Here is a 24,287-nt window from a genome sequence, read left to right on the forward strand (position 1 = left end):
GCAGGTCAGGCCGCAGGGGGCGCAGCCTCCTGTTCGGCCTCGACCTGCGCGTTCCACTCCCGCTTCGCGGCCTGCCACCCGTCCTCGTTGTGCCCCAGCCGCCAGTAACCGGAGATGGACAGGTCCTCCCGGGCCACCTCGTGCTCGACCCGCAGCAGCCGGCGCAGCTCCTTCACGAACCCCGCCTCGCCGTGCACGAACGCGTGCACCCGGCCCGCCGGGAACTCCAGCGCCCGTACGGCGGCCACCAGCGCCTCGCCGACCGGCCGGTCACCGCGGTGCAGCCAGACGACCTGCACGTCGGAGTCGATCTTCTGCTCCTCCTCGGGGCCGGAGACCTCCACGAAGGCATGCACCCGGGCGCCGTCGGGCAGGGCCTCCAGCGCGGCGGCGATGGCGGGCAGCGCGCTCTCGTCACCGGCCAGCAGGTGCCAGTCGGCCGCCGCGTCGGGCGCGTACGCCCCGCCCGGGCCGAGGAACCGGACGAGCTCGCCCGCCCGGACGCGGGCGGCCCACGGCCCGGCGAGTCCCTCGTCGCCGTGCACCACGAAGTCGAGGGTCAGCTCGCGCTCCTCGGGGTCCCAGGCCCGCACGGTGTACGTGCGCGTCACGGGCCACTGCTCGCGCGGGAACTCCTCGCGGATGCGCGTCATGTCGAAGGGCTCGGGATACGTCACGCCCTCGGCGCCGAACAGCAGTTTAACGTAGTGGTCGGTGCTGGTGCCCGCCGTGAACTCGGCGAGTCCGTCACCACCGAGGACCACGCGCTGCATGTGGGGGGTCAGCCGCTCGGTGCGGACGACCCGCGCGGAGTGCGGCTTGGGAGCCCTGCGGGCCGGACGCTCTGCCATAACGGCCTCCTGGATAAGTTCGCTAAGGCTTACCTAAGCTAGCACCTCTGCCCGGGCGGCACTCCTCGAACACGCGATCCTCAGCCCTCGTTCCAGTGTCCCTCCGGCCCGCCCCGTACCGCCAGTGTCGACAGCAGCCGCTTCAGCGAACCGCCGAGGCCCCAGCGCGCCGCGAGCGCGTCGAGAGCCGCCGGGTCGCGCGGCGTGTGCGGCAGAGCGGTGTCCACCTGCGGCAGGGGCACGTCACCGGCCACCTTGACGACCTTCGGCGCGACGGAGACGTACGGCCGCGACTCGTCCAGGCGCTTGCGCCGCGAGGGCGTCAGCCCCGCCTTCGGGTCGTCCACCGCCGCCATGATCCCGGCCAGGTCCCCGAATTCCGCCAGCAGTTTGGCGGCCGTCTTCTCGCCGATGCCCGGCACGCCCGGCAGCCCGTCGCTCGGGTCGCCGCGCAGCAGCGCGAGATCCGCGTACCCGGGCCCGTCGACGCCGTACCTCTCGCGCAGCCACGCCTCGTCCGTGACCTGCAGCGTGCCGACGCCCTTGAGGGGGTACAGCACGCGCACCCCCCTCGCGTCGTCCACCAGTTGGTACAGGTCGCGGTCGCCGGTGACGATGTCGACCGGGCCCGTGGCACGGCCGGCGAACGTCCCGATCACGTCGTCCGCCTCGTACCCCGCCACGCCCACGCGCGTGATGCCCAGCGCGTCCAGGACCTCTTCGATGACCGGCACCTGCGACGACAGGGTGTCCGGCACCTCTTCCTCGTCCGGCCCGCTCCCGGTCCGCGCGGCCACGCGGTGCGCCTTGTAGGAGGGGATCAGGTCGACCCGCCACTGCGGCCGCCAGTCCGCGTCCATGCACGCGACCAGGTCGTCGGGCCGGTGGTCCCGTACCAGCCGGTCGATGAACTCGAGCAGACCGCGCACCGCGTTCACCGGGGTGCCGTCCGGGGCCTTCACGGATTCCGGCACCCCGAAATAGGCCCGGAAGTACAGGGAGGCGGTGTCGAGAAGCATGGTTCGCCGAGGCTGCTGAGTCTGCTGCGTCACGTCCCGCATCATGCCGTACGCCACCGACAGCCACCCTCCGATGCCCAAGCGGCGAAGGCGAGTTCCACAACTGGCGGGAACCAAACCCGATGTGACCTGGAACACGGTCGGGTTTGGGCCATCCGTATCGGGGCAGGTGCGCGGCCGGAGCGAACCCGGTCGCCTTTTCAACCACATAGGCGTGTACGGACCGGATGAGCGGGCGGACCCCGCATCGCTCCACGGCCCGCCGGCGGGGGAGGCGGGCCGTCTTCGTTCTACCGGAGAGGTACTCGTGTCATCCAGGCTGCAGGCGGAACAGCTCTACAAAGTGTTCGGAAGACGACCGGGCGAAGGAGTCGAGCGGCTGCGCGGGGGAGCCGACCGTGAGGAACTGCGCGCCGACGGCGTCACCGCCGCGGTGATCGACGCCTCCTTCACGGTGGAACCGGGCGAGATCTTCGTCGTGATGGGGCTGTCCGGATCCGGCAAGTCCACCCTGCTGCGCATGCTGAACGGACTCCTGGAGCCGACCGCGGGACGCGTGGTCTTCGACGGGCAGGACCTGACCGCGCTGAACGACCGCGAGATGCGCGAGGTCCGCTCGCGGAAGGTCAGCATGGTCTTCCAGCATTTCGCGCTCTTCCCGCACCGCAGCGTCCTGGAGAACGCCGCGTACGGCCTGGAGGTGCAGGGCGTGCCGCGCGCCGAACGCCACGAGCGCGCCAACAAGGCCCTGATCCTGGCCGGGCTGGCCGGCTGGGAGAAGTCCTGGCCCGACGAGCTGTCCGGCGGCATGCAGCAGCGCGTGGGCCTCGCCCGGGCGCTCGCCACCGACGCCGACCTGCTGCTGATGGACGAGTCCTTCAGCGCGCTGGACCCGCTGATCCGCCGGGACATGCAGGACCAGCTGATCGAGCTGCAGAAGAAGCTCAGGAAGACCATCGTCTTCATCACCCACGACCTCAACGAGGCCATGCGGCTGGGCGACCGCATCGCCGTCATGCGGGACGGCCGGATCGTCCAGATCGGCACCGCCGAGGACATCCTGGTCCGCCCCGCGAACGACTACGTCGCCTCCTTCACCCAGGACGTCGACCGTTCCCGGGTCCTGACCGCGGCCTCCGTCATGGACACGGACCTGCGCGGCGACGAGGCGGACTGCGGCTGCGAGACCGCGCGGCCCGACTCGTCCTTCGGCGAGCTGTGCGCCATCAGCGCGCGGCTGACGCACCCCGTCGCCGTCGTCGACAAGAAGGGCAAGCTGGTCGGAGTCGTGCCACGGCGCAGACTCGTCGGCTTCCTCGGTGACGAACAGGGGGAACCCGCGCCCTGCGACTCCTCCCGCGGCACGACCCCCGGGGCGGTGAAGACCGATGCCTAGAGTCCCCTTCGGCGACTGGGTCAACGACGCGGTCGACTGGCTGCTGAACCACATGGCGTGGCTCTTCGACTTCTTCAAGACCGTCTTCCTCGGCACCTACGACGGCATCAACGCCGTCCTGCAGGCCCCCGAACCGCTGCTCCTCGCGGGCATCTTCGCGGTCATCGCGTTCTGGCTGCGCGGCACCTCGGCCGGCGTGCTCACCTTCGTGGGATTCGCGTTCATCGACTCCCTCGAACTGTGGGAGAACGCGATGATCACCCTGTCGCTCGTTCTCGTGGCGACGATCATCGCGCTCGTCATATCCGTGCCCGTCGGCATCTGGGCGGCCCGCTCGGACCGGGTCAGCAGCGTGGTGCGGCCCGTGCTCGACTTCATGCAGACGCTGCCGGCGATGATCTACCTGATCCCGGCGATCCTGTTCTTCGGCACCGGCGCCCCCGCGGGCATCGTGGCCACCCTGATCTTCGCGCTGGCACCCGGCGTCCGGATGACCGAGCTGGGCATCCGCCAGGTCGACAAGGAACTGGTCGAGGCGGCCGACGCGTTCGGCACCACCCCCGGCAACATCCTGCTGCGCGTCCAGCTGCCACTGGCCCTGCCCACCGTGATGGCGGGCGTCAACCAGGTCATCATGCTGGGCCTGTCCATGGCCGCCATCGCGGGCATGGTCGGCACCGGCGGCCTCGGCGGCGACGTGAACGAGGCCATCGGGCAGCTCAACGTCGGCCTCGGCTCCGAGGCGGGCGTCGCCATCGTCATCCTCGCCATCTACCTGGACCGCATGACCAGCGCGCTGGGCACCCAGGTCTCCCCGCTCGGCCGCCGCGCCGCCGCCAAGCTGCGCAGTGCGCAGGGCCTGAAGATCTGGTCCTACCGCCCCCGGCCCACCGTGGCCGTGGTCGGCGTCGTCGTGCTCGCGCTCGTCGCCGGCGGCATGGGCGTCTTCGGCTCCGACGACAGCGAGACCGCCGCGTCCGACAGCGGGAACGTCGGCCAGGGCAAGAAGGTCAGCATCGGGTACATCCCCTGGGACGAGGGCGTGGCCTCCACCTTCCTTTGGAAGGAGATCCTGGAGCGGCGCGGCTTCGAGGTCGACGTCAAGCAGTTCGACGCGGGCCCGCTCTACACCTCCCTCGCGCAGGGCGACATCGACTTCCAGACCGACTCCTGGCTGCCCGTCACGCACGAGCAGTACTGGAAGAAGTACGGCAAGCAGCTCGAGGACCTGGGCTCCTGGTTCGGCCCGACCTCCCTGGAACTGAGCGTGCCCGCCTACATGGAGGACATCAACACCCTGGAGGACCTCAAGGGCAAGGCGGCCGAGTTCGACGGCAGGATCACCGGCATCGAGTCCAGCGCCGGGATGATGGGCCTGCTCAAGACCAAGGTCCTCAAGGAGTACGGGCTCGACAAGGAGTACAAGGTCGTCGACAGCTCCACACCGGCGATGCTGGCCGAGCTCAAGCGCGCGTACGCCAAGAAGGAGCCGTTCGTCGGCACGCTCTGGTCGCCGCACTGGGCGTACAGCGAGTACAAGCTGAAGAAGCTCAAGGACTCCAAGAACGCCTGGGGCAAGGGCGACGGCGTGCACACGCTCTCCCGCAAGGGCTTCACCGAGGACAACCCGGTCGTCGCCAAGTGGCTCAAGAACTTCAAGATGACCGAGAAGCAGCTCACGAGCCTCGAGGCGCAGATCAACAAGGCCGGCAAGGGCGCGCAGCAGAAGGCCGTGCGCACCTGGCTGAAGGGCAACGCGAAGGTCGTCGACGAACTCGCCCCGGTCCAGGAGACGTCCGGCACCCCCGCCGAGGCGAAGCGCGCGATCGACGTCGCCTGGTTCCCGTGGGACGAGGACGTCGCCGTCACCTACCTGTGGAAGGACGTCCTCGCCCGGCGCGGCTACACGCTGAACCTGAAGCAGATGGACGTCGGCCCGGTCTACACGGGCCTCGCCACCGGCGACATCGACCTCAACTTCGACGCCTGGCTGCCGCACGCGCAGGCCAACTACTGGGACAAGCACAAGGACAACCTGCGGGACCTCGGCACCTGGTACGAGCCGACGTCCCTGGAGGTCGCGGTGCCCTCGTACGTGAAGGACGTCAAGTCCCTCGCCGACCTCAAGGGCAAGGCCGACACCTTCGACGGGAAGATCATCGGGATCGAGCCGGGCACCGGTGAGATGAACCTCCTGAAGAAGGACGTGCTGCCGGGTTACGGCCTGGACAAGGAGTACGAGGTCGTCGACGGCTCCACGCCCGCGATGCTGGCCGAGCTGAAGCGCGCGTACGCCAAGAAGCAGCCCGTCGCCGTCGTCCTGTGGTCGCCGCACTGGGCGTACAGCGAGTACGAGCTCACCAAGCTGTCGGACGGGAAGAAGCTGTTCGGCGAGGGCAACACGATCCGGACCATCTCCAACAAGAAGTTCCCGGAGCAGTACCCGCAGCTCACGAAGTGGATCAAGGGCTTCACGATGAGCGAGGACGAGCTCGGCACGCTGGAGGCCGAGATCAAGGACCGCGGCCAGGGCCACGAGGAGGACGCCGTCGCCGCGTGGCTCAAGGAGCACCCGGACATGGTGGAGCGCATGACTCCGCAGTGACCGCGCGCCGGCCCCGTGGTGGACCGGCAGCGATCCCGCGCACGACCGCGAGGGGTGGTAGGCGCCGAAAGGCGCCTACCACCCCTCGCGGCCCGTCCGGGCCGGGTGCGGCAATGTCCGGGGGGATGTGGCGGGCGCATGAAACTGTTTGGTGAACACCCGTAGGGTGCAGACAGCACATCAGGAATCCGGACCCGTGGGACACGGGCGCGTACGCACCGCACACGTACCGACGACGCACAGGGGGGAGCCGAAGCGATGGACGAGAACAAGGAGACCCTTCGAGTGGGCGCGGCCGTCAGGCGGCGTCGCCGGTCACTGGAGCTCACCCTCGCCGCCGTCGCCGAGCGCAGCGGTCTGTCGGTGCCGTTCCTCAGCCAGGTCGAGAACGAGCGGGCCCGGCCCAGCACCCGCTCCCTCGAACGCGTGGCCGACGCCCTCGGGACGACCCGCGTGGAGCTGCTGGCGGCGGCCGACCCGGCGCGCAGCGTCGACGTGGTGCGCGCCGACGACTCCGAGTTCACCCATGAACCCCGCGTGCGCCCCCTGGTACGCGGCCACCACCAGCTGCACGCGATGGAGTTCTCCGGCGACCAGGACGCCGGCCGCGAGTTCCAGCACCGCAACGACGAGCTGATGTACGTGGCCGACGGCGTCGTCGAGGTCGAGGCGGAGGGCCGCGCGTACCGGCTGGGCCGGGGCGACACCCTGTACCTGACGGGCGGGGTGCGGCACCGGTGGCGGGCCACCGAGGAGGACACCCGCGTGCTGTTCGTCGCGGTCGCGGACCATGTCGAGGCGGTCGACGACCTCAACCGCTGAGGGCGGGCACGGGCGCGGCACCGGACGGTTCGACCGGGGGCGCCGCGAGCAGCCGTCCGTCGAGCAGGCCCCGGACCGTGTGCGCGGCGGCCACCGTCCAGGCCGTGAGCAGCAGGGCGCACAGGGCGACCGCCAGGCCGTCGTAGACCACCAGCCCGGCGCGCCGGGCGAGCCCCTCGGCGCCCGTCACGCACGTGCCCACCGGGAAGGTGAACGCCCACCACGTCATCGTGAAGCCCATGCCCCGGCGCCGGGCCCGCACCACCATCGCGCCGGCCAGCGCCAGCCAGAACAGCGCGAAGCCCGTCACCGGCACGCCGTAGAGCACCGCCAGGACCACGAGGCCCCGGTCGTACGGGGCCGGCACGACACCCGGGGCGACGGCGGCGAACTTGTCGACGGCCGTCGTGGACTGGCCCAGCGGACCCAGGACCAGGAACAGGGCCGGGGTGAGGGCGAGCGGCGGCGGACCGCCCGTGACGAGCCGGGCGAAGACCATCGGCAGCATCACCAGCGTGGCCAGCAGGCTGAGCCCGAACATCGCGAAGCAGCCCAGGAGCAGGACCGCGCGGGGCGCGCCGGGCGGCAGGTGCGGGACGAGCAGGGGCCCGAGGGCCGCGGAGACCATCGGGGCGACCAGGGGGAGCAGCCACACCGGGGTGGCCTGCGAGGCGTCCACCCGGTGGTGTACGACCATCAGGTACGGGACGGCCACCGCGACCGTCAGCGCGGTGAGGGTGCCGGCCGTGAACAGGACGGCGTCCAGGGCGACCGCCGCCGGCGTGCCGATCCAGTCCCGGCCGACGACCAGGGCTCCGCCGCCGACCGCGAGCAGGGCCATCGGGAGGCAGCCGTGGAACGGTGCCGTCGCCGGGTCCATGAGGTGGGCCCTCGCCCGGTCCCGGTGATGGGTCCAGTGCGCGGCCCTGGCGGCCAGCACGGCGACGAGCAGGGCCAGGGAGAGGGCCCAGAACGCCGTGCAGAGGGTGCGCAGACCCGGGACGTCGAACGGGAGGCCGGCTCCGGCCGTCGCCACGATCGCGGTGCCCATGACCGGGGCGTACCAGTGGGGGCCGAGGTGGCGGACGGAGGTGACCATGACTCCACGGTGCGGCTTCGCCGCGGGGCCGACCAGGGAGCGCCGGTCTATGGGGGCATAAGGTGGGCTTATGAGTCGGACCGACGGGACGGACGCCGTGCCCGGCGGCGGGCTGGCGCACCGGGTGCCCGAGCTGGGCGCGCTGGAGCTGCTGCTCGCCGTGGCGCGGCTCGGCAGCCTGGGGCGCGCGGCCCGGGAGCTCGGCATCACCCAGCCCGCCGCCAGCAGCCGGATCCGGTCCATGGAACGGCAGCTGGGGGTCGCGTTGGTGGACCGGTCGCCCAGGGGCTCCCGGCTCACCGACGCGGGCGCGCTCGTCACGGACTGGGCCCGGCGGGTGGTGGAGGCAGCGGAGGCGTTCGACGCGGGGGCGCAGGCGCTGCGGGACCGGCGGGACTCGCGGCTGCGGGTGGCCGCGAGCATGACGATCGCCGAGTACCTGCTGCCGGGCTGGCTCATCGCGCTGCGCGGGCAGCGCCCGGACACGGCGGTGTCGTTGCTCGCGGGGAACTCGACGGCGGTGGCCGGGAGGGTGCTCTCCGGCGCGGCGGACCTCGGGTTCGTGGAGGGGGTGTCCGTGGCGGCCGGCCTCGACTCCGTGGTCATCGCGCACGACCGGCTGATCGTCGTGACCGCGCCCGGACATCCGTGGGCCCGGCGGCGCCGGGCGCTGGACGCGCAGGAGCTCGCGGCGACGCCGCTGATCCTGCGGGAGGAGGGGTCGGGGACGCGGCAGGTGCTGGACGCGGCGCTCGGCGGGCTGGCCCGCCCGCTGATCGAGCTGTCCTCGACGACGGCGGTCAAGGCCTCCGCGGCGTCGGGGGCGGGGCCGGCGGTCCTGAGCGAGCTGGCGCTGGGGGAGGAGCTCTCGGCCCGGCGGCTGGTGTCGATCCCGGTGGAGGGGGTGCGGCTCAGCCGTGCGCTGCGGGCGGTGTGGCCGGCGGGGCATCGGCCGGCGGGGCCGGCCCGGGACCTCCTGACCCTGACGCGCTCGTAGCGGGCGGGGCGGACGGCGTGCGCAGTTCCCCGCGCCCCTGGGGGTGGTGCCGGCCGGTTCTCCACCCGCGGGCCGGTGGGGGGGGCTGGTCGCGCAGTTCCCCGCGCCCCTGGGTGGGCGGTGGCGCGGGCCGGTCGACGGGTTCGGGAGAGCAGGGGGACTACACGCTCCGCCCGCCGTGCCCCGCAGCGGAGCTTGTCAGGGGCGCGGGGAACTGCGCGGCCCACCCCCACCGGCCCGCAGGCGACAGCCGGGCCGCAAGCCGGGTTTCTCAGGGCGGGCCGGTCCTCAGGACGCGGCTGCGATCAACCCCCGCATCACCGACAGGTCCGCGCCCATCTCCGGATGCCACTGCACCCCCAGGACCCACCCGGGACCGGCCAGTTCGACCGCTTCCACCGTCCCGTCCTGCGCGAACGCGCTCGCCACCAGTCCCTCCCCGAGCCGCTCCACCGCCTGGTGGTGGTACGTCGGCACGGACACCTCCCCGTCCACCAGCTCCGCGTACAGCGACCCCGGCACCGGCTTCACCCCGTGCCGGCCGAACACCCCCACCGTCTCGACATGGCCGTCGATGTGCTGCACGAGCGTCCCGCCGAGCGCGACGTTCAGCAGCTGCATCCCCCGGCAGATGCCGAGCAGCGGGGTCCCGGAAGCCAGCGCCGCCCCGATCAGCGCCAGCTCCCAGCTGTCACGGGCCCGCGCCTCGGGCCCGCAGCGGGGGTCGCGAGCGGCCCCGTACCGTGCCGGGTCCACGTCGGGACCCCCCGCGATCACCACGGCGTCGAGCCGCGCGACGACCCCGGCGGCGTACGCCGGGTCGTCCGGCGGCAGCATCGCGGCCGCGCCCCCCGCCGCCTGGACGAGCCGCGGATAACCGGCCGGCAGCAGCGCCGCCTCCAGCTCCCACACCCCCCACCGCGCGGTCTCCAGGTACGTACTGACGCCGATCAGCGGCCTGTCCCTCATCCCCGTCCCCTCCACTTTCCCGTTCCCTGTGCTCGTCAATGGACAGCACGCGTACCTTTAGGTCAGGAAGCCGCGCAACAGCGCCGCCGTGCCCGCGCAGTGCTCCCGCATCGCCCCGCGCGCCCCGTCCACGTCCCCGGTCAGCACCGCCTCGACCAGGACCGCGTGCTGGCGCTGGGAATGCTCCAGGTTCCGTACCAGGAGGGGGATGCAGTCGAGGAGGTCGTTCACGGTCGAGCGGACGGCCGCGTACCGGGCCGTGAGCGTCGGCGAACCGCACAGCTCGGCGAGGGTCAGGTGGAGGAGGGTGTCCAGGCGCCGGTACTCCGCCAGCGGGGCGTCCTGGGTGCGGGTCAGCGCCGCGCGCAGGAGCCGGGCCCGGTCGGATGACAGGCCCTGGGACGCGCAGAGTTCCGCCGCGCCGACCTCCAGCACCTCCCGGAAGCGCAGGACGTCCTCGATGTCGACCCCCGCGACGCGCCGGCGCAGCTCGGCCCCGCCGGTCCGCCCGGTCGTCCCGGAGCGGGCCCGTACGAAGGTGCCGCCGTACCGGCCCCGCCGCGACTCGACGAGTCCCTGGTCCTGCAGCACCTTCAGGACCTCGCGCAGCGTCACCCGGCTGATCCCGAGCCTGCCCGCCAACTCGCGCTCGGCCGGCAGCCGTTCGCCGCCCGGGACCAGGCCGAGCCGTACGACCTGGAGGATCTGCTCCAGGGCCTCCTCGAAACCGTTGCCCGCGCGCACCGGCCGCAGGACCGGCGCCAGCCGGTCGGCCGGGCGCTCGTCCGGACGGTGCGGGTCGGCCGGGCCGTGCGGGGCGGCCGGGTCAGGCTGCGGCATCCGGTCGTGCCCCCTTCCCAAGCAAAGGTTCTCGGCAATACCTTATGGCTCTCGGCTGACCGAAGGAGGACTTTCCCGTGGCAGACCGCACACCACCGCTCACCGTCGAGGAACTGCGCGCCCTCGTCGCGAGCGGCGAGATCGACACGGTCGTCCTGGCCTTCCCGGACATGCAGGGGCGGCTCCAGGGCAAGCGGTTCGCCGCGCGGTTCTTCCTCGACGAGGTGCTCCAGCACGGCACGGAGGGCTGCAACTACCTCCTCGCGGTCGACACCGAGATGAACACGGTCGAGGGGTACGAGATGTCGTCCTGGGACCGTGGATACGGCGACTTCGCCATGCACCCCGACCTCGGTACGCTGCGCCGGATTCCCTGGAACGAGGGCACCGCGATGCTCGTCGCCGACCTCGCCTGGGAGGACGGCTCGCCCGTCGTGGCCGCGCCCCGCCAGATCCTGCGCCGCCAGCTGGAGCGGCTCGCCGAGCACGGCTTCACCGCCCAGGTGGGGACCGAGCTGGAGTTCATCGTCTTCAGGGACACCTACGAGCAGGCCTGGGACACCGGCTACCGGGGACTCACGCCCGCCAATCAGTACAACATCGACTACTCGATCCTCGGGACCGGCCGCATCGAGCCCCTGCTGCGCAGGATCCGCAACGAGATGGCGGCGGCCGGCCTGACCGTCGAGTCCGCCAAGGGCGAGTGCAACCCGGGTCAGCACGAGATCGTGTTCAAGTACGACGAGGCCCTGGTCACCTGCGACCAGCACGCCGTCTACAAGACCGGGGCCAAGGAGATCGCCTCCCAGGAGGGCGTCTCGCTCACCTTCATGGCCAAGTACGACGAGCGCGAGGGCAACTCCTGCCACATCCACCTCTCGCTCGCCGACGCCGACGGCACGAACGCCATGGCCGGTGACGGCGAGGGCGGCATGTCGCCGGTGATGCGGCACTTCCTCGCGGGACAGCTCGCCGCCCTGCGGGACTTCTCCCTCCTGTACGCGCCCAACATCAACTCGTACAAGAGGTTCCAGCCGGGCTCGTTCGCGCCGACCGCCGTCGCCTGGGGCCGTGACAACAGGACCTGCGCGCTGCGCGTGGTCGGCCACGGCCGCTCGCTGCGCTTCGAGAACCGGCTGCCCGGCGGGGACGTCAACCCGCACCTGGCGGTGGCCGGCCTCGTCGCGGCCGGGCTGTACGGCATCGAGCAGAAGCTGGAACTGCCCGAGGCGTGCACCGGCAACGCCTACACCGCCGGCTACGACCGGGTGCCCACCACCCTGCGCGAGGCGGCCGAACTCTGGGAGAACAGCCCCATCGCCCGGTCCGCCTTCGGCGACGAGGTGGTCGCCCACTACCGCAACATGGCGCGCGTCGAACTGGACGCCTTCGACGCCGCGGTGACCGACTGGGAACTGCGCCGCTCCTTCGAACGCATGTGAGAGGTCCTTCGTTGTCGCACACCCCCACCCGGTCCGAGGAACACGACGGACACGAGCTCCTCGTGCTCAACCCGGCCACCGAAGAAGTCGTCGCCACCGTCCCGGGGGCCGGCCCGGCGGACGTCGACGCGGCCGTCGTACGGGCCGGTGCGGCGCAGGTCCGATGGGCCGCCCTCGCACCCGGCGAGCGGGCCCGGCTGCTGCGCCGGTTCGCCGTCGTCGTCGACGAACACCGCGAGGAACTCGCACGGGCCGAGGTCCGCGAGGCCGGCCACACCATCGGCAACGCCCGCTGGGAGGCGGGCAACGTCCGTGATCTGCTCGACTACGCGGCCGGGGGAGTGGAGCGACTCACCGGACGCCAGATCCCGGTGCCGGGCGGCCTCGACATCACGATCCTCGAACCGCTGGGCGTGGTCGCCGTCATCGCGCCCTGGAACTTCCCGATGCCGATCGCGGCCTGGGGCACGGCCCCCGCGCTCGCGGCCGGCAACGCCGTCGTCCTGAAGCCCGCCGAGACGACCCCGCTGACCGCACTGCGGCTGGCCGAACTCGCCCTGGAGGCGGGCCTTCCCGAGCACCTCTTCCAGGTCCTGCCGGGTGCGGGAGCCGTCACCGGCAACGCGCTGGTCGAACACCCGGGCGTCGCGAAGGTCGTCTTCACGGGGTCGACGGCCGTGGGCAGACAGGTGCTGGCCAAGGGATCGGCGCTCCTCAAACCCGTCACCCTCGAACTCGGCGGCAAGAGCCCCAACATCGTCTTCGCCGACGCCGACATCGAGGCCGCCGCGGCCGCCACGCCCATGTCCTTCCTCGACAACTCCGGACAGGACTGCTGCGCCCGCACCCGCATCCTCGTGCAGCGGCCGGTGTACGACCGCTTCCTCGAACTCCTCGCCCCCGCCGTCGAGTCCGTCGTCGTCGGGGACCCGGCCGACGAGAAGACCGCCATGGGCCCGCTGATCTCCCGGGCCCAGCTGGACCGCGTGCGCTCGTACGTCACCGACGACCTGGCGGGCATCAGGGGCAGCGTGCCCGACGGCCCCGGCTTCTGGTTCCCGCCCACCGTCCTGACCGCGGTCGAGCCCCACGCGCGCGTGGCCGTCGAGGAGGTCTTCGGACCGGTCGCCGTCGTCCTCCCCTTCGACGACGAGGCCGACGCGGTCCGGCTCGCCAACGCCACCGACTACGGCCTGTCCGGCTCGATCTGGACCCGGGACGTGGGGCGCGCCCTGCGCGTGTCGAGCGCCGTCCGGGCGGGGAACCTGTCCGTGAACTCCCACTCCAGCGTGCGCTACTGGACCCCCTTCGGCGGCTTCAAGCAGTCCGGCCTCGGCCGCGAACTCGGCCCGGACGCCCTGACCGCCTTCACCGAGACCAAGAACGTCTTCATCAGCACGGAGGGCCCCGCACAGTGACCGCATCGACCTCGCCCGCATCGGCCTCCTCGCCCGCACCGGTCTCCTCACCCGACGCCGTCGTCTGCCGTCGTCTGGTCGGCCGTACCGCCGTCGTCACGGGGGCGGGCAGCGGCATCGGCCTCGCCACCGCCCGCCGGCTCGCGTCCGAGGGCGCCCACGTCGTCTGCGGCGACATCGACGAGACCCACGGCAAGGCCGCCGCCGACGAGATCGGCGGGATCTTCGTCAGGGTCGACGTCACCGACCCCGAGCAGGTCGAGACGCTCTTCAGGACCGCGTACGACACCTACGGGTCCGTCGACGTCGCCTTCAACAACGCGGGCATCTCGCCGCCCGACGACGACTCGATCCTGGAGACCGGCCTGGAGGCCTGGAAACGCGTCCAGGACGTCAACCTCACCTCCGTCTACCTGTGCTGCAAGGCCGCGATCCCCTACATGCGGCGCCAGGGCAAGGGGTCGATCATCAACACCGCCTCCTTCGTGGCCCGGATGGGCGCCGCGACCTCGCAGATCTCGTACACCGCGTCCAAGGGCGGGGTGCTGGCCATGTCCCGCGAGCTGGGCGTGCAGTTCGCCCGCGAGGGCATCCGCGTCAACGCCCTGTGCCCCGGACCGGTCAACACCCCCCTCCTGCGGGAGCTGTTCGCCAAGGACCCCGAGCGGGCCGCGCGCCGCCTCGTGCACATCCCGCTCGGACGGTTCGCGGAGGCCGACGAGATCGCCGCCGCGGTCGCCTTCCTCGCCAGCGACGACTCCTCGTTCGTGAACGCGTCGGACTTCCTGGTCGACGGCGGCATCTCGGGCGCGTACGTCACCCCGCTCTAGAGCGGTCCCGGCCCCGGGTCCCGGCGGTGCTACCGGGGTGACCCGTGTGGCCGGGCCGGGCGGCGCCTAGAGTGCCGGGATGAGCATGACGCCTCCGCCCGGCTGGTACCGGGACCCTTCCGTCCCGCACACGGAGCGCTGGTGGGACGGGACCGCCTGGAGCGGGTACCGCCGTACGCCCGGGACGCCGCGGGCGGTGCCCGGGTCCGTGGGCGACGGTCCGACCGGGCGCGCCAGGGCGGTCGCCCTCGCCGCCACGGCGGCCGTCCTGGCCGCCGCCGTCGTCACGGGCGCCGTCGTCCTGAGCGGTGGCGACGACGACGGCCCCGGGGCACGGACCGCGCCGGCGCCCACGGCCCCCGCGCCGGCGAGCACGCCGTCCTCGGCCTCCGGGTCCGCCCCGGAACCGTCCGCCGGCGACCCCGACGTGGTCGTGGACGAGCTCAACGGCATCACCCTGCCGCTCCTCGACGGCTGGACCGAGCCGAAGAACGTCTCGGACACCGACGTCGTGCTGACCACACCCGGGACCTACACCTGTCCGGGCGACGACGGCCTCTGCCGCCACGGCACGGTCGTCTCGCGCACGGTGACCGCGAACGACGAGAAGTCCCCCGCGGCGCTCGCCAGGCAGGACATCTCCGAGGCGGCCGACCTGGCGTACGACCGCGACAGGCTCGACCGGCGCCCCTTCCACGGGATCACGTCCCGCCGGCTGGTGAAGCAGGGGCCGGTGGCGGTCGCGGGACGCACCGGGTACTTCGTGCGCTGGCGCGTCAGGACCGAGGCCGGGCCCGGGGGGTACGTCCAGTCGACGGCGTTCCCGTCCAGCGTCGGCTCGGAGTCACCGGTCCTGGTGCGGTACGTCTTCGACGCGGGCGCGGAAGGGCCGCCGCTCGCCGACATGGACCGCATCACCCAGGGCATCCGGCCGGTCGGCGATGCGGACACGGGCGGCGGGGTGGGCAGCGGCATCGGCCCCACGCGGTAGCGCCGCCCGGCTCCACGGCGGCGCCGGGGCTGCAGGGCCGGGACTACAGGAACGTGTGGCCCTCGCCGCGGTACGTCGGTACCGCCGCCGTCACCGCGTCGCCCTCCACGAGGTGCAGCGTGTCGAACCGCTCGCACAGCTCCCCGGCCTTCGCGTGCCGGAACCACACCTTGTCGCCGATCAGCAGATCGTCTGCGGGCGCGCCGAGCAGCGGGGTCTGCACCTCACCGGCGCCCTCCTGGGCGTCGTACCGCAGCCCCTCGGGGAGGTACGGCACGGGCAGCCGGTCGGGGCCCGGGGCGCCCGACGCCGGATAGCCGCCGCCGAGGACGGTCACCACGCCGACCCCCGGCCGGCGCACGACGGGCTGCGCGAAGAGCGCGGCCGGACGCCCGCTGAACGACGTGTAGTTGTCGAAGAGCCGCGGCACGTACAGCCCCGACCCGGCCGCGATCTCGGTCACCGAGTCCTCGGCCGCGGTGTGCTGGACACTGCCCGTGCCACCGCCGTTGACGAACTCCAGGTCCGGTGCGACGGCCCGGACCGCCCGCACGACGTCCGCCCGGCGCTGCGCCAGTTCCCTGCGGGCCGTGGCCTGCATCAGCCGGATCGCGCGCGACCGGAAGGGGCGCCCCTGCAGGGAGTCCCCGACACCCGCGATGTGCCCCTCGTACGCCATGATCCCGACGAGCCGGAAACCGGGCCGGCGGGCGATCGTCCGCGCCATGTCGGCGACCTGGGCGGCGGAGCGCAGGGGCGAGCGGCGGGCACCGATCCGGACCCGGCCGCCGAACAGCCGCAGCGCGGTGTCCAGCTCCAGGCAGACGCGCACCTCTTCGCGGCCGCCGGCCCGGGCGTCGTCGATCAGCCGCAGCTGCGCCGGGTCGTCGACCATGACGGTCACGGCGGCGGCGAGCTTGGGATCACCCGCGAGCTCCGCGTACCCCGCCCGGTCGGCGGACGGGTAGGCGAGCAGCACGTCGTGGAATCCGGAGCGGGCCAGCCACAGCGACTCGGCGAGCGTGTAGGACATGAGGCCGGCGAAACCCTCGCGGGCCAGCACGCGTTCGAGCAGGGCCCGGCAGCGCACCGACTTGCTCGCGACACGTACGGGCTTGCCCGCCGCCCGCCGTACGAGATCGTCCGCGTTGGCGTCGAAGGACTCCAGGTCGACGATCGCGACGGGTGCGTCCAGATGAGCGGTGGCCCGGTCGTAGCGGGCCCGGTCTGCGGCGCGGGCTGTCATGTCCGAAGCCTGCCAGACCGGATCACCGCAGGGTAGGGGGACGTTCCGGGCAGATGCCCCGGCCCCGCGAACCGGTTCCCACGCGCGGGGCGTCAACCCGTAGAGTGACGCGCACGCAAGCGGGGAACGGATGGCCGGAGGGTTCCTTCGGCGAGCCGGACGTCCGGGTCGAGGAAACGGGGGGTGCATGAGCACGGAAGCGCGCCGCGCCTCCATTCCGCCTCGTCCGTCGACGCCACCGGGACCGCCCGCGTCGCCTGCGCCGGCCACGCCGGACGGTGAACGCCCGCCGTCGGAGGAGCCCGCCGGGGGCGACTGGTTCGGGCCGCGCCCCGCGAGCACGCCGCCGCGTCCGCGCACGTCCGGCGAAGCCGGGCCACGGGACGTCCCGCCGCCCGGCGCACCGCGCTTCCCGAGCCTGCGCCCCAACGGCGGACAACGGCAGGCCCCTGAGACGCTTCCGCCCCCGCCGGCCTCGGCACGCTTCCCGGACACGCCGCCCGGCGGGACGAGCCTCCCGCCGCGCCCGGTGACGGAACCGGGAACCCGTCCCGGGGGCGCGGAATGGGCGGGCGTCACGCCGCGTCCGGGCACCGGGCGCACGGCGGACGCGGAGCGTGCCGCCCGGCAGAGCCTCCCGCCGCGCCCGGCGACGGCACCGCGCGCTCCCGCGGCAGGCGCCGGGTGGACGAACGTTCCACCACGCCCACCTACGGCACCGGCACCACCCACGGCACCGGCACCACCCACGGCACCGGCACCGGCGGCGGGTCCGGCACCGGCATCCGCCGCCGGACCCGCACCGGCCACCGCACCAACCACCGGACCGGCCGCAGCCACCGACCCGACCCCGCCGCGTCCCACGCCGCGCCGGGTGGACGAAACGGGGGCGCCCTCGGGCGCGGCTCCCGGACGTGCGCGTACCGGCCGGCAGGATTTCCCGCCGCGCCCGCCGGGCGGAGCGCAGGACGCCGCGGGCAGCACCCGGATGCCGGAGGTTCCGCCGCGCCCCGCCACCGGGCCCCGGACGACCGGACCGCATACGACCGGACCGCGGACGGACGCCTTCCAGTCGCTCACGCGGCCTGCCCGGGCGCCCGGCGGGGCTCCGTCGGAGACCACGGCCCGGCTGCGGCCCGCCCCCGCCGTGCCGGCCCCGCCACCGGGCCCCGCGCCGCCCGGCAGGCCCCTGACCGGTACCGGCGCCGGTACCGGCGGATCGTTCCGGGACGGGTCCTTCTCCGGTGAGCCCTTCCCGGGGGAGTCCTTCTCGGGCCCCTCCCGGCACGTTCCCGCGGCTCCGGCGGGAGCGACGGGGCCGGCGCACCGGCCCTTCGTGTCGCTCGCCGCGCCGGACACCCAGGACGACGACACCGCGCGGCCACGCCCCGCGGGGCCCCGCCGGCGCAGCGGCGTGGCGGCCGCCGCGGCCTGCGTCATGCTGGGCCTCGGGCTCATCGGCGGCGCGATGACGGGGAGCTGGCTCACCGGGGACGGCTCGGACGGGGCCGGGACACCGGACGCGTTCACGGCGGCCGGCGACCTGTGGCACAGCGTCCCCGTCGACAGGCTCTTCCCGCCCACGGTCAAGGGCGACGGGGCCGGCCCGGGCGGCGCCGACCGGGTATGGACCCGGATCGCCGTGGCCCCCGACAGCGGCTGCGGGGACGCCCTCGACCCCCTCCTCCAGAAGGTCCTCGCGCCCGCCGGCTGCCTGCGGCTGCTGCGCGCCACCTACACGGACGCGACCCGCAGCCACGTCACCACGGTCGGCCTGCTGTTCACGAAGGCCGACGCCGCGGCCATGGGCGCCCTGCACCGCCGGTTCGAGGAGCAGGGGCTCGACAGCCGGCGCGACCTCATGCCCCGCGCGTACGCCGCGAAGGGCACCGTCGCCGCCGGCTTCGGCGACGGCCAGCGCGCGTCGTGGACGCTGTCGGTGCTGACCGACGCCCCGGTCGTCGCCTACGCGGTCTCCGGCTTCGCCGACGGCCGTACCGTCACCGAACCGCAGCCCGCCGAGGACGCGATGAAGGCCGGTGCCACCACGCCCACCGCCCAGGCCGGCCTCGGCCACGACGCGCAGGGCCTCGCCGACCGCATCGAACGGAGCCTGCGCAAGACCGCCGCCCCGGCCACGGAGAAGCCGTCATGACCCGCAGGGCGCCCCGCGGAAGGGGACTCCTGGTCGCCGCCCTGGCCGCCGGGCTCGTCCTCCTCCCCGCCACCACCGCCCACGCCGACGGCATCCGTGCCAAGCAGTGGGCCCTGGACGCGATGCACACGTCGCAGGCCTGGCGGACGACGAAGGGCGGGGGCATCACCGTCGCCGTCCTCGACACCGGCGTCGACGACGAGCACCCCGACCTCGCGGGCAACGTCCTCACCGGCAAGGACATGGTCGGCTTCGGCGCGGGCCGCGGCGACCGGCCCTGGGCGCGGCACGGCACGGCGATGGCCGGCATCATCGCGGGCCACGGACACGGCGCGGGCAACGCCGACGGAGTCATGGGCATCGCCCCCGAAGCGAAGATCCTGCCCGTCCGCGTGATCCTCGAGGACGGTGACACGGCCCGCGGCAAGGCCCGCAACACCCGCGGCAACGCCCTCGCCGAAGGCATCCGGTGGGCCGCGGACCAGGGCGCCGACGTCATCAACCTCTCCCTGGGCGACGACTCCAGGTCCGCCCACCCGGAGCCTTCCGAGGACGCGGCCGTCCAGTACGCCCTGAAGAAGGGCGCCGCCGTCGTCGCCTCGGCCGGGAACGGCGGCGAGCGGGGCGACCACATCTCCTACCCGGCGGCCTACCCCGGTGTGATCGCCGCGACCGCCGTCGACCGCTACGGCACCCGCGCCTCGTTCTCCACCCGCCGCTGGTACGCCACCGTCAGCGCCCCCGGCGTCGATGTCGTCATCGCCGACCCCGACCGGAAGTACTACGAGGGCTGGGGCACCAGCGCCGCCTCGGCCTTCGTCTCCGGCGCCGTCGCCCTCGTCAAGGCGGCCCACCCCGGCCTGTCCCCGGCGCAGATCAAGGACCTGCTGGAGAAGACCGCGCGCAACGCCCCCTCCGGCGGCCGGGACGACTCCCGGGGCTACGGCTTCGTGGACCCCGCGGCAGCCATCAAGGCCGCCGCCGGCCTCGGACCGGAGGACCTGAAGGCGGCGGCCCACCCGGGCGAGTACTTCGGCGAGGGCCCGGACACCGCCGCCGACGACGGCTCCTCGACCGCCTGGGCCGGCCCGCTGGCGGGCGGCGTCGGCGGGGTCCTCCTCGTCATGGCGATCGTGCTGTGGCGGGGCAGCGGACGCCCCCGCCACCAGGAAGCTCCCTGAGCCCCGACCCGCCCCGACCCGCCTCGTCCTGCTCCCGGACGCTGCCCGCCCGCGCGACCCCGCGGCGCGCCGGGCAGTGCGTCGGGCGGCGCGTCAGGCGGCGGCGAAGACGGACACGGCGGCCTTCGCCACCGCCTCCACCATCGCGATCCCCTCGTCCTTGGTGGAGTTGCCGTCGGACAGCACCGCGACGAGGTACGCGCGCCCGTCCACGACCACCCGTCCGACGCTGTTGATGTCCCACAGCCCGGTCGCGCTCCGCGGCAGCCACCCGTTCTTCAGGGCGAACCCGGCGGGCCCGGCGGCCGACACACCCCAGTCCTGCCCCTCGGCGATGTCCCCCATCAGCCCCCGCAGGTACGCCCGCGAGTCCGCGTCCAGTTCCGAGTCGTTGTCGTTCCCGAACACCTGACGCAACAGGATGAGCTGGTCGGCCGCCGTGGTCTGTGTCAGCCCCCACAGGAGCCCGTCCCCGCCCTCCGTGGCGCCGAGCCCGAGGCGTTCGTTGGCCGCCGCCAGCCCCGGCGCCCGGCCGACGGCCTCCCACAGGGCGGTGGCGGACGCGTTGTCGCTGTCCCGGATCATCGCGGCGGCGTACGTCCTCTCCTGCGCGGTGAGCCCGCGCCCGGCGTCCTGGGCCCGCAGCAGCAGCGCGGCCAGGATGTCGGCCTTCACGATGCTCGCGGTGTCGAACGTCCCGTCCCCGAACCGTGCGCTCTGCCCGGACCCCGTGTCCAGCACCGCCACCGACAGCCGGGCCCCGGCCCCGACGGGGACGTCCCCCACCGCCTCGGCGAGCAGCGCGTCACGGTCCACCGGGGGAACGGGAACGGGGCTCGCAGCGGCCGCAGGCTCCACCGTCGCCTCCTCGGTCGCGGTCGTCGCGGGTGACGCCGAAGAGGATACGAGGGCACCGGCGCCGTGCGCCCGCGCGCTCACGTACCCCGTCCCCGAGGCCGTGGCCCCGAGGAGTACGAGGGAGACGGCCGCGGCGTGCCCGAGCGGCCTGGCGCGGAACGGGCGGCCGTCGCGCCGGCCGGCTCTGTGAGGGAACATGCCGCGAGCCTGGGCCGCGCCGCTGTGCGTGCGGTCAGCGGTATGTGAAAAGCGTGTCAGGGCCGGCTGAGAAACCCCTGAGTCCGGTGAACGAACGGTTTCCGGTACGGGCAAAAAGCATGCGATCGGACCACGGCGGCCCACGGCGGGACGGGGCGGCCGGCACCGATAGGCTCGGTGCCCGTGGCGAACAAGAACATCCCCGACCCCGGTTTCTCCGACGACGACGGCTCCGCCGACCCCCGGCTGAGCGCGGCGCTCGCGGCCTGGGCCGAGGACCGCACCGCGCACGGACCCGTCCTGGCGGCGCTCAAGGACGCCCGGCTCCTCGTCCCGGTCGTCGCCGTGCTCGGAGAGGTCGAGGAGGACGGTCGACAGGGGCGCGAAGCTCCCGGGAAGGGCGGTGGCGGGAGACGGGGGGGCGGGCTGCGCCGCGAGAAGACGAGCGACATGGCCGTGCCCACCCTCAGGGCCGGCGGCCGCACCGCGCTGCCCGCCTTCACCTCCACCGCTTCACTGGCCCGCTGGGACCCGGCGGCCCGCCCCGTCGCCGTACCGCTGCACCAGGCCCTGCAGGCCGCCGCCCACGAGAAGGCCGACACGGTGGTGCTCGACCTCGCGGGACCGGTCGCGTACGAGCTGACCGGTCCGGCGCTGCTGGCGCTCGCCGAGGGGCGTACGACGACGGACCCGCTGGCCGACCCGGCGGTGGTCGCCGCGGTACGCGCCGCGGTCACCGCCGAGCCCCTGGTGCTCAGCGCCCACCTGGGCCCCGGGCAGGCCGACGGCACCCTCGCCCTGGTACTGGACCCGGCCGCCGCCCCGGCGGACACGGCGCAGGCGGTCGCCCGGCGGCTCGCGGCCGACGAGACACTGCGGGCCCGCCTGGTGCGCGGCCTCGACCTGGCACTCCTGCCGGCCGGGGCGACGCCACCGGGCGAGCCCTTGTACGTACGCCGGTAGATCCGCTCCCCGCGTCCGCTCCCCGCGCAGGGAGCGGGAGGGGCTCAGCCGAAGACCGGGCCCGTGTACTTCTCGCCCGGGCCCTGACCCGGCTCGTCCGGGACGAGCGAGGCCTCGCGGAACGCCAGCTGCAGCGACTTCAGGCCGTCCCGCAGCGGGGCCGCGTGGAAGGAGCTGATCTCGGTGGCGCTCGCGTCGAGCAGGCCGGCCAGGGCGTGGACCAGCTTGCGCGCCTCGTCGAGGTCCTTGTACTTGTCGCCCTCCTCGGTCAGGCCGAGCTTCACGGCGGCGGCGCTCATCAGGTTCACGGCGACCGTGACCAGGACCTCGACCGCGGGGACCTCGGCGATGTCGCGGGTCATGTCGTCGAAACCGGGGGACTCAGGAGGGGTGTCACTCATGCCCCACACGATAGGCCCCGGCCCGCCGGGGCCCGCCCGCGGGAGACGCCGGAGGGGGAGCGGGGACGGTGTGCGCACATCGATTGGCACCACCCCCCGGTGAGCTGCTAACCTTGTGTAACGACCGGCCGGACGCTCATGTGCCCGGCCCGCAAGTGGAGGCTCCGATCTCCCACCCGACCATCCTCCGGGAAGGCGGGTCACCCGGTCAGGCGGTCCCCATCGTTCCGTACGGACGATGGAGCCGCTGGATATGCGCCCCGCGGTTGACCGCGGCGGTGCTCCGGTATTCCTTGGAGCCACCGCCTGCGTCCCGTCCGGGGCATTTTTTGTGCCCTACGGCGGTTGGTCCGGTGAGAAGACGTACGCGAGCTGCCTGCCAGGCAGCCGTGTGGTGCTATCCGAGGAGGATCCATCAGCGCCGAGCCCCGCATCAACGACCGGATTCGTGTTCCCGAGGTACGACTTGTCGGTCCCAGCGGCGAGCAGGTCGGGATTGTCCCGCTTGCCAAGGCCCTGGAGCTTGCGCAGGAGTACGACCTCGACCTGGTCGAGGTGGCCGCTACCGCGCGTCCGCCGGTCTGCAAGCTCATGGACTACGGGAAGTTCAAGTACGAGTCGGCCATGAAGGCCCGTGAGGCGCGCAAGAACCAGGCGCACACGGTCATCAAGGAGATGAAGCTCCGGCCGAAGATCGACCCGCACGACTATGACACCAAGAAGGGTCACGTCGTCCGGTTCCTCAAGCAGGGCGACAAGGTCAAGATCACGATCATGTTCCGTGGTCGCGAGCAGTCCCGGCCGGAACTCGGCTACCGGCTGCTGCAGCGTCTCGCTTCGGACGTCGAGGACCTCGGGTTCGTCGAGTCCAACCCGAAGCAGGACGGCCGAAACATGATCATGGTTCTCGGCCCGCACAAGAAGAAGACCGAGGCGATGGCCGAGGCCCGCGAGGCCCAGGCCGCGCGCAAGGCCGAGGCGAAGGCCAACCCGGGCAAGTCGCAGAACCACGCGGGCGACGACCTTCCCGACGCGGAGATCGACGAGAACGAGATCGACGAGAACGAGGTCGCCGAGGCCGAGACCGCCGAGGCTCCGGCCGAGGCGTCCGCCGAGGCCTGATCCCGGGGCGATCCGCTCCCGGGGTTTCCGGACGCGAGTCCGGGGACGTCAACCGATAGACATGACGTTCCGTTGTGCCCGGTCTCACGACCGGGTACAGGAGCGCCACCGACGAGGAGAGAACGGCGCTATGCCGAAGAACAAGTCGCACAGCGGTGCCAGCAAGCGCTTCAAGATCACCGGCTCCGGCAAGGTGCTCCGCGAGCGTGCCGGCAAGCGCCACCTGCTCGAGCACAAGTCGTCCCGTGTGACGCGCCGCCTCACCGGCAACGCCGAGATGGCCCCGGGCGACGCCAAGAAGATCAAGAAGCTTCTCGGCAAGTGACGTTCCGGCGCCTCGGCGCCGTACGTCAGGACCGGGACCCCATCGATTTCGGACCGTGTGACCACCACCACGGTCCCGCTGCAAGGAGTTAACAAGTGGCACGCGTCAAGCGGGCAGTCAACGCCCACAAGAAGCGCCGGGCGATCCTCGAGGCGGCCTCCGGCTACCGCGGTCAGCGCTCGCGTCTGTACCGCAAGGCCAAGGAGCAGGTCACCCACTCCCTGGTCTACAACTACAACGACCGCAAGAAGCGCAAGGGCGACTTCCGTCGCCTGTGGATCCAGCGCATCAACGCCGCGGCCCGCCAGAACGGCATGACGTACAACCGCCTCATCCAGGGTCTGAACGCCGCCAACATCGAGGTGGACCGCAAGATCCTCGCGGAGCTGGCCGTCAACGACGCCAACGCGTTCGCCGCGCTCGTCGAGGTCGCTCAGAAGGCCCTGCCGTCGGACGTCAACGCGCCCAAGGCTGCGTGACACCGGCGCCGGTCTCGACCGGACCCGGGGCGTTTCTTTCGGATCAGCCCGGGTCCGCGGCGCCCGGCACGGCGCCTCGC

General features: G+C 73.1%; 21 protein-coding genes and 1 pseudogene. 14 read left to right on the forward strand and 8 right to left on the reverse strand.

Annotated elements, in window-relative coordinates:
• Positions 1-5 precede the first annotated feature (5 nt).
• Together QFZ75_RS31295 and QFZ75_RS31300 are read right to left on the reverse strand one after the other, a co-directional pair.
• Positions 6-851, reverse strand: coding sequence for a siderophore-interacting protein (locus QFZ75_RS31295; RefSeq protein WP_307542259.1), 846 nt, complete (start codon positions 849-851; stop codon positions 6-8).
• A gap of 80 nt (positions 852-931) precedes the next feature.
• Complete coding sequence (locus QFZ75_RS31300) at positions 932-1,915, reverse strand: 5'-3' exonuclease (protein WP_307544918.1); 984 nt, start codon at positions 1,913-1,915, stop codon at positions 932-934.
• Between the two features lie 262 nt (positions 1,916-2,177).
• On the opposite strand from QFZ75_RS31300, the gene QFZ75_RS31305 reads away from it, so the two are divergent.
• From QFZ75_RS31305 to QFZ75_RS31315, 3 genes are all read left to right on the forward strand, one after another.
• The gene (locus tag QFZ75_RS31305) at positions 2,178-3,266 is read left to right on the forward strand and encodes a glycine betaine/L-proline ABC transporter ATP-binding protein (RefSeq protein WP_307542261.1); all 1,089 of its coding nucleotides are present in this window, start codon (positions 2,178-2,180) and stop codon (positions 3,264-3,266) included.
• Entirely contained in the window at positions 3,259-5,871 is a 2,613-nt protein-coding gene (locus QFZ75_RS31310; protein WP_307542263.1) for an ABC transporter permease/substrate binding protein, read from the forward strand. Before QFZ75_RS31305 ends, QFZ75_RS31310 begins: the two co-directional genes overlap by 8 nt.
• A gap of 258 nt (positions 5,872-6,129) precedes the next feature.
• Positions 6,130-6,693 (forward strand): helix-turn-helix domain-containing protein, encoded by a 564-nt coding sequence (locus tag QFZ75_RS31315; protein WP_307542265.1) that lies wholly within the window; start codon positions 6,130-6,132, stop codon positions 6,691-6,693.
• Here QFZ75_RS31315 and QFZ75_RS31320 read toward each other — a convergent pair.
• Positions 6,683-7,792 carry a TDT family transporter gene (locus QFZ75_RS31320; RefSeq protein WP_307542267.1) on the reverse strand — a complete coding sequence of 370 codons (1,110 nt, stop codon included), beginning with the start codon at positions 7,790-7,792 and terminating at the stop codon, positions 6,683-6,685. The two genes, QFZ75_RS31315 and QFZ75_RS31320, sit on opposite strands and share 11 nt — an antisense overlap.
• Positions 7,793-7,862: 70 nt before the next feature.
• Between QFZ75_RS31320 and QFZ75_RS31325 the strand changes: the two genes are divergently transcribed.
• A complete protein-coding gene (locus tag QFZ75_RS31325; protein WP_307542268.1) occupies positions 7,863-8,789 on the forward strand; it encodes a LysR family transcriptional regulator in 927 nt (308 codons plus the stop codon).
• A gap of 288 nt (positions 8,790-9,077) precedes the next feature.
• Here QFZ75_RS31325 and QFZ75_RS31330 read toward each other — a convergent pair whose 3' ends face one another.
• Both QFZ75_RS31330 and QFZ75_RS31335 read right to left on the reverse strand, forming a co-directional pair.
• Positions 9,078-9,758 carry a gamma-glutamyl-gamma-aminobutyrate hydrolase family protein gene (locus tag QFZ75_RS31330; protein WP_307542270.1) on the reverse strand — a complete coding sequence of 227 codons (681 nt, stop codon included), beginning with the start codon at positions 9,756-9,758 and terminating at the stop codon, positions 9,078-9,080.
• Positions 9,759-9,815: 57 nt separating this feature from the next.
• On the reverse strand, positions 9,816-10,598 hold the full coding sequence (locus QFZ75_RS31335; RefSeq protein WP_307542271.1) for a FadR/GntR family transcriptional regulator: 783 nt from the start codon (positions 10,596-10,598) through the stop codon (positions 9,816-9,818).
• 77 nt (positions 10,599-10,675) lie between these two features.
• Here QFZ75_RS31335 and QFZ75_RS31340 point away from each other — a divergent pair, with 77 nt between their 5' ends.
• The 4 genes from QFZ75_RS31340 to QFZ75_RS31355 all read left to right on the forward strand — a co-directional run bounded on the left by QFZ75_RS31340 (position 10,676) and on the right by QFZ75_RS31355 (position 15,279).
• Positions 10,676-12,040 (forward strand): glutamine synthetase family protein, encoded by a 1,365-nt coding sequence (locus QFZ75_RS31340; RefSeq protein WP_307542273.1) that lies wholly within the window; start codon positions 10,676-10,678, stop codon positions 12,038-12,040.
• 11 nt (positions 12,041-12,051) lie between these two features.
• Positions 12,052-13,458: an aldehyde dehydrogenase gene (locus tag QFZ75_RS31345; protein ID WP_307542275.1), complete on the forward strand. Its 1,407-nt coding sequence runs from the start codon at positions 12,052-12,054 to the stop codon at positions 13,456-13,458.
• Between the two features lie 74 nt (positions 13,459-13,532).
• Positions 13,533-14,288 carry a 3-oxoacyl-ACP reductase gene (locus tag QFZ75_RS31350; protein ID WP_307544919.1) on the forward strand — a complete coding sequence of 252 codons (756 nt, stop codon included), beginning with the start codon at positions 13,533-13,535 and terminating at the stop codon, positions 14,286-14,288.
• Positions 14,289-14,373: 85 nt separating this feature from the next.
• Entirely contained in the window at positions 14,374-15,279 is a 906-nt protein-coding gene (locus QFZ75_RS31355) for a DUF2510 domain-containing protein (protein WP_307544920.1), read from the forward strand.
• Between the two features lie 43 nt (positions 15,280-15,322).
• On the opposite strand, the gene QFZ75_RS31360 is transcribed toward QFZ75_RS31355, so the two are convergent.
• Positions 15,323-16,525: an amino acid deaminase/aldolase gene (locus QFZ75_RS31360; protein ID WP_307542277.1), complete on the reverse strand. Its 1,203-nt coding sequence runs from the start codon at positions 16,523-16,525 to the stop codon at positions 15,323-15,325.
• Between the two features lie 1,336 nt (positions 16,526-17,861).
• On the opposite strand from QFZ75_RS31360, the gene QFZ75_RS31365 reads away from it, so the two are divergent.
• Both QFZ75_RS31365 and mycP read left to right on the forward strand, forming a co-directional pair.
• A complete protein-coding gene (locus QFZ75_RS31365) occupies positions 17,862-18,680 on the forward strand; it encodes a hypothetical protein (RefSeq protein ID WP_307542280.1) in 819 nt (272 codons plus the stop codon).
• Positions 18,677-19,861 (forward strand): type VII secretion-associated serine protease mycosin, encoded by a 1,185-nt coding sequence (gene mycP, locus QFZ75_RS31370; protein ID WP_307542281.1) that lies wholly within the window; start codon positions 18,677-18,679, stop codon positions 19,859-19,861. Before QFZ75_RS31365 ends, mycP begins: the two co-directional genes overlap by 4 nt.
• 93 nt (positions 19,862-19,954) lie before the next feature.
• Here mycP and QFZ75_RS31375 read toward each other — a convergent pair whose 3' ends face one another.
• Positions 19,955-20,917, reverse strand: coding sequence for a serine hydrolase (locus QFZ75_RS31375; protein ID WP_307542283.1), 963 nt, complete (start codon positions 20,915-20,917; stop codon positions 19,955-19,957).
• Between the two features lie 183 nt (positions 20,918-21,100).
• On the opposite strand from QFZ75_RS31375, the gene QFZ75_RS31380 reads away from it, so the two are divergent.
• Positions 21,101-21,880: an SseB family protein gene (locus QFZ75_RS31380; RefSeq protein ID WP_307542285.1), complete on the forward strand. Its 780-nt coding sequence runs from the start codon at positions 21,101-21,103 to the stop codon at positions 21,878-21,880.
• Between the two features lie 44 nt (positions 21,881-21,924).
• On the opposite strand, the gene QFZ75_RS31385 is transcribed toward QFZ75_RS31380, so the two are convergent.
• Positions 21,925-22,281, reverse strand: coding sequence for a DUF1844 domain-containing protein (locus tag QFZ75_RS31385; protein ID WP_307542287.1), 357 nt, complete (start codon positions 22,279-22,281; stop codon positions 21,925-21,927).
• 389 nt (positions 22,282-22,670) lie between these two features.
• Between QFZ75_RS31385 and infC the strand changes: the two are divergent.
• The 3 genes and pseudogenes from infC to rplT all read left to right on the forward strand — a co-directional run bounded on the left by infC (position 22,671) and on the right by rplT (position 24,207).
• Positions 22,671-23,403: pseudogene (gene infC / locus QFZ75_RS31390) on the forward strand (translation initiation factor IF-3).
• Positions 23,404-23,533: 130 nt separating this feature from the next.
• Positions 23,534-23,728, forward strand: coding sequence for a 50S ribosomal protein L35 (rpmI, locus tag QFZ75_RS31395; RefSeq protein WP_019065473.1), 195 nt, complete (start codon positions 23,534-23,536; stop codon positions 23,726-23,728).
• Between the two features lie 95 nt (positions 23,729-23,823).
• On the forward strand, positions 23,824-24,207 hold the full coding sequence (gene rplT, locus QFZ75_RS31400; RefSeq protein WP_024494113.1) for a 50S ribosomal protein L20: 384 nt from the start codon (positions 23,824-23,826) through the stop codon (positions 24,205-24,207).
• Positions 24,208-24,287: the final 80 nt, after the last annotated feature.

Origin of the sequence: Streptomyces sp. V3I8 (genome assembly GCF_030817535.1) — a bacterium.
Lineage (GTDB): Bacteria > Actinomycetota > Actinomycetes > Streptomycetales > Streptomycetaceae > Streptomyces.

What these genes read in the sequence shown, in the direction of transcription:
- QFZ75_RS31360 (WP_307542277.1), bottom strand. Translation starts at nt 16,525, where the DNA reads ATGACAGCCCGCGCCGCAGACCGGGCCCGCTACGACCGGGCCACCGCT.
- QFZ75_RS31320 (WP_307542267.1), bottom strand. Translation starts at nt 7,792, where the DNA reads ATGGTCACCTCCGTCCGCCACCTCGGCCCCCACTGGTACGCCCCGGTC.
- mycP (WP_307542281.1), top strand. Translation starts at nt 18,677, where the DNA reads ATGACCCGCAGGGCGCCCCGCGGAAGGGGACTCCTGGTCGCCGCCCTG.
- QFZ75_RS31315 (WP_307542265.1), top strand. Translation starts at nt 6,130, where the DNA reads ATGGACGAGAACAAGGAGACCCTTCGAGTGGGCGCGGCCGTCAGGCGG.
- QFZ75_RS31295 (WP_307542259.1), bottom strand. Translation starts at nt 851, where the DNA reads ATGGCAGAGCGTCCGGCCCGCAGGGCTCCCAAGCCGCACTCCGCGCGG.
- QFZ75_RS31330 (WP_307542270.1), bottom strand. Translation starts at nt 9,758, where the DNA reads ATGAGGGACAGGCCGCTGATCGGCGTCAGTACGTACCTGGAGACCGCG.
- rpmI (WP_019065473.1), top strand. Translation starts at nt 23,534, where the DNA reads ATGCCGAAGAACAAGTCGCACAGCGGTGCCAGCAAGCGCTTCAAGATC.
- QFZ75_RS31300 (WP_307544918.1), bottom strand. Translation starts at nt 1,915, where the DNA reads ATGATGCGGGACGTGACGCAGCAGACTCAGCAGCCTCGGCGAACCATG.
- QFZ75_RS31355 (WP_307544920.1), top strand. Translation starts at nt 14,374, where the DNA reads ATGACGCCTCCGCCCGGCTGGTACCGGGACCCTTCCGTCCCGCACACG.
- QFZ75_RS31385 (WP_307542287.1), bottom strand. Translation starts at nt 22,281, where the DNA reads ATGAGTGACACCCCTCCTGAGTCCCCCGGTTTCGACGACATGACCCGC.
- QFZ75_RS31310 (WP_307542263.1), top strand. Translation starts at nt 3,259, where the DNA reads ATGCCTAGAGTCCCCTTCGGCGACTGGGTCAACGACGCGGTCGACTGG.
- QFZ75_RS31335 (WP_307542271.1), bottom strand. Translation starts at nt 10,598, where the DNA reads ATGCCGCAGCCTGACCCGGCCGCCCCGCACGGCCCGGCCGACCCGCAC.
- QFZ75_RS31375 (WP_307542283.1), bottom strand. Translation starts at nt 20,917, where the DNA reads ATGTTCCCTCACAGAGCCGGCCGGCGCGACGGCCGCCCGTTCCGCGCC.
- QFZ75_RS31325 (WP_307542268.1), top strand. Translation starts at nt 7,863, where the DNA reads ATGAGTCGGACCGACGGGACGGACGCCGTGCCCGGCGGCGGGCTGGCG.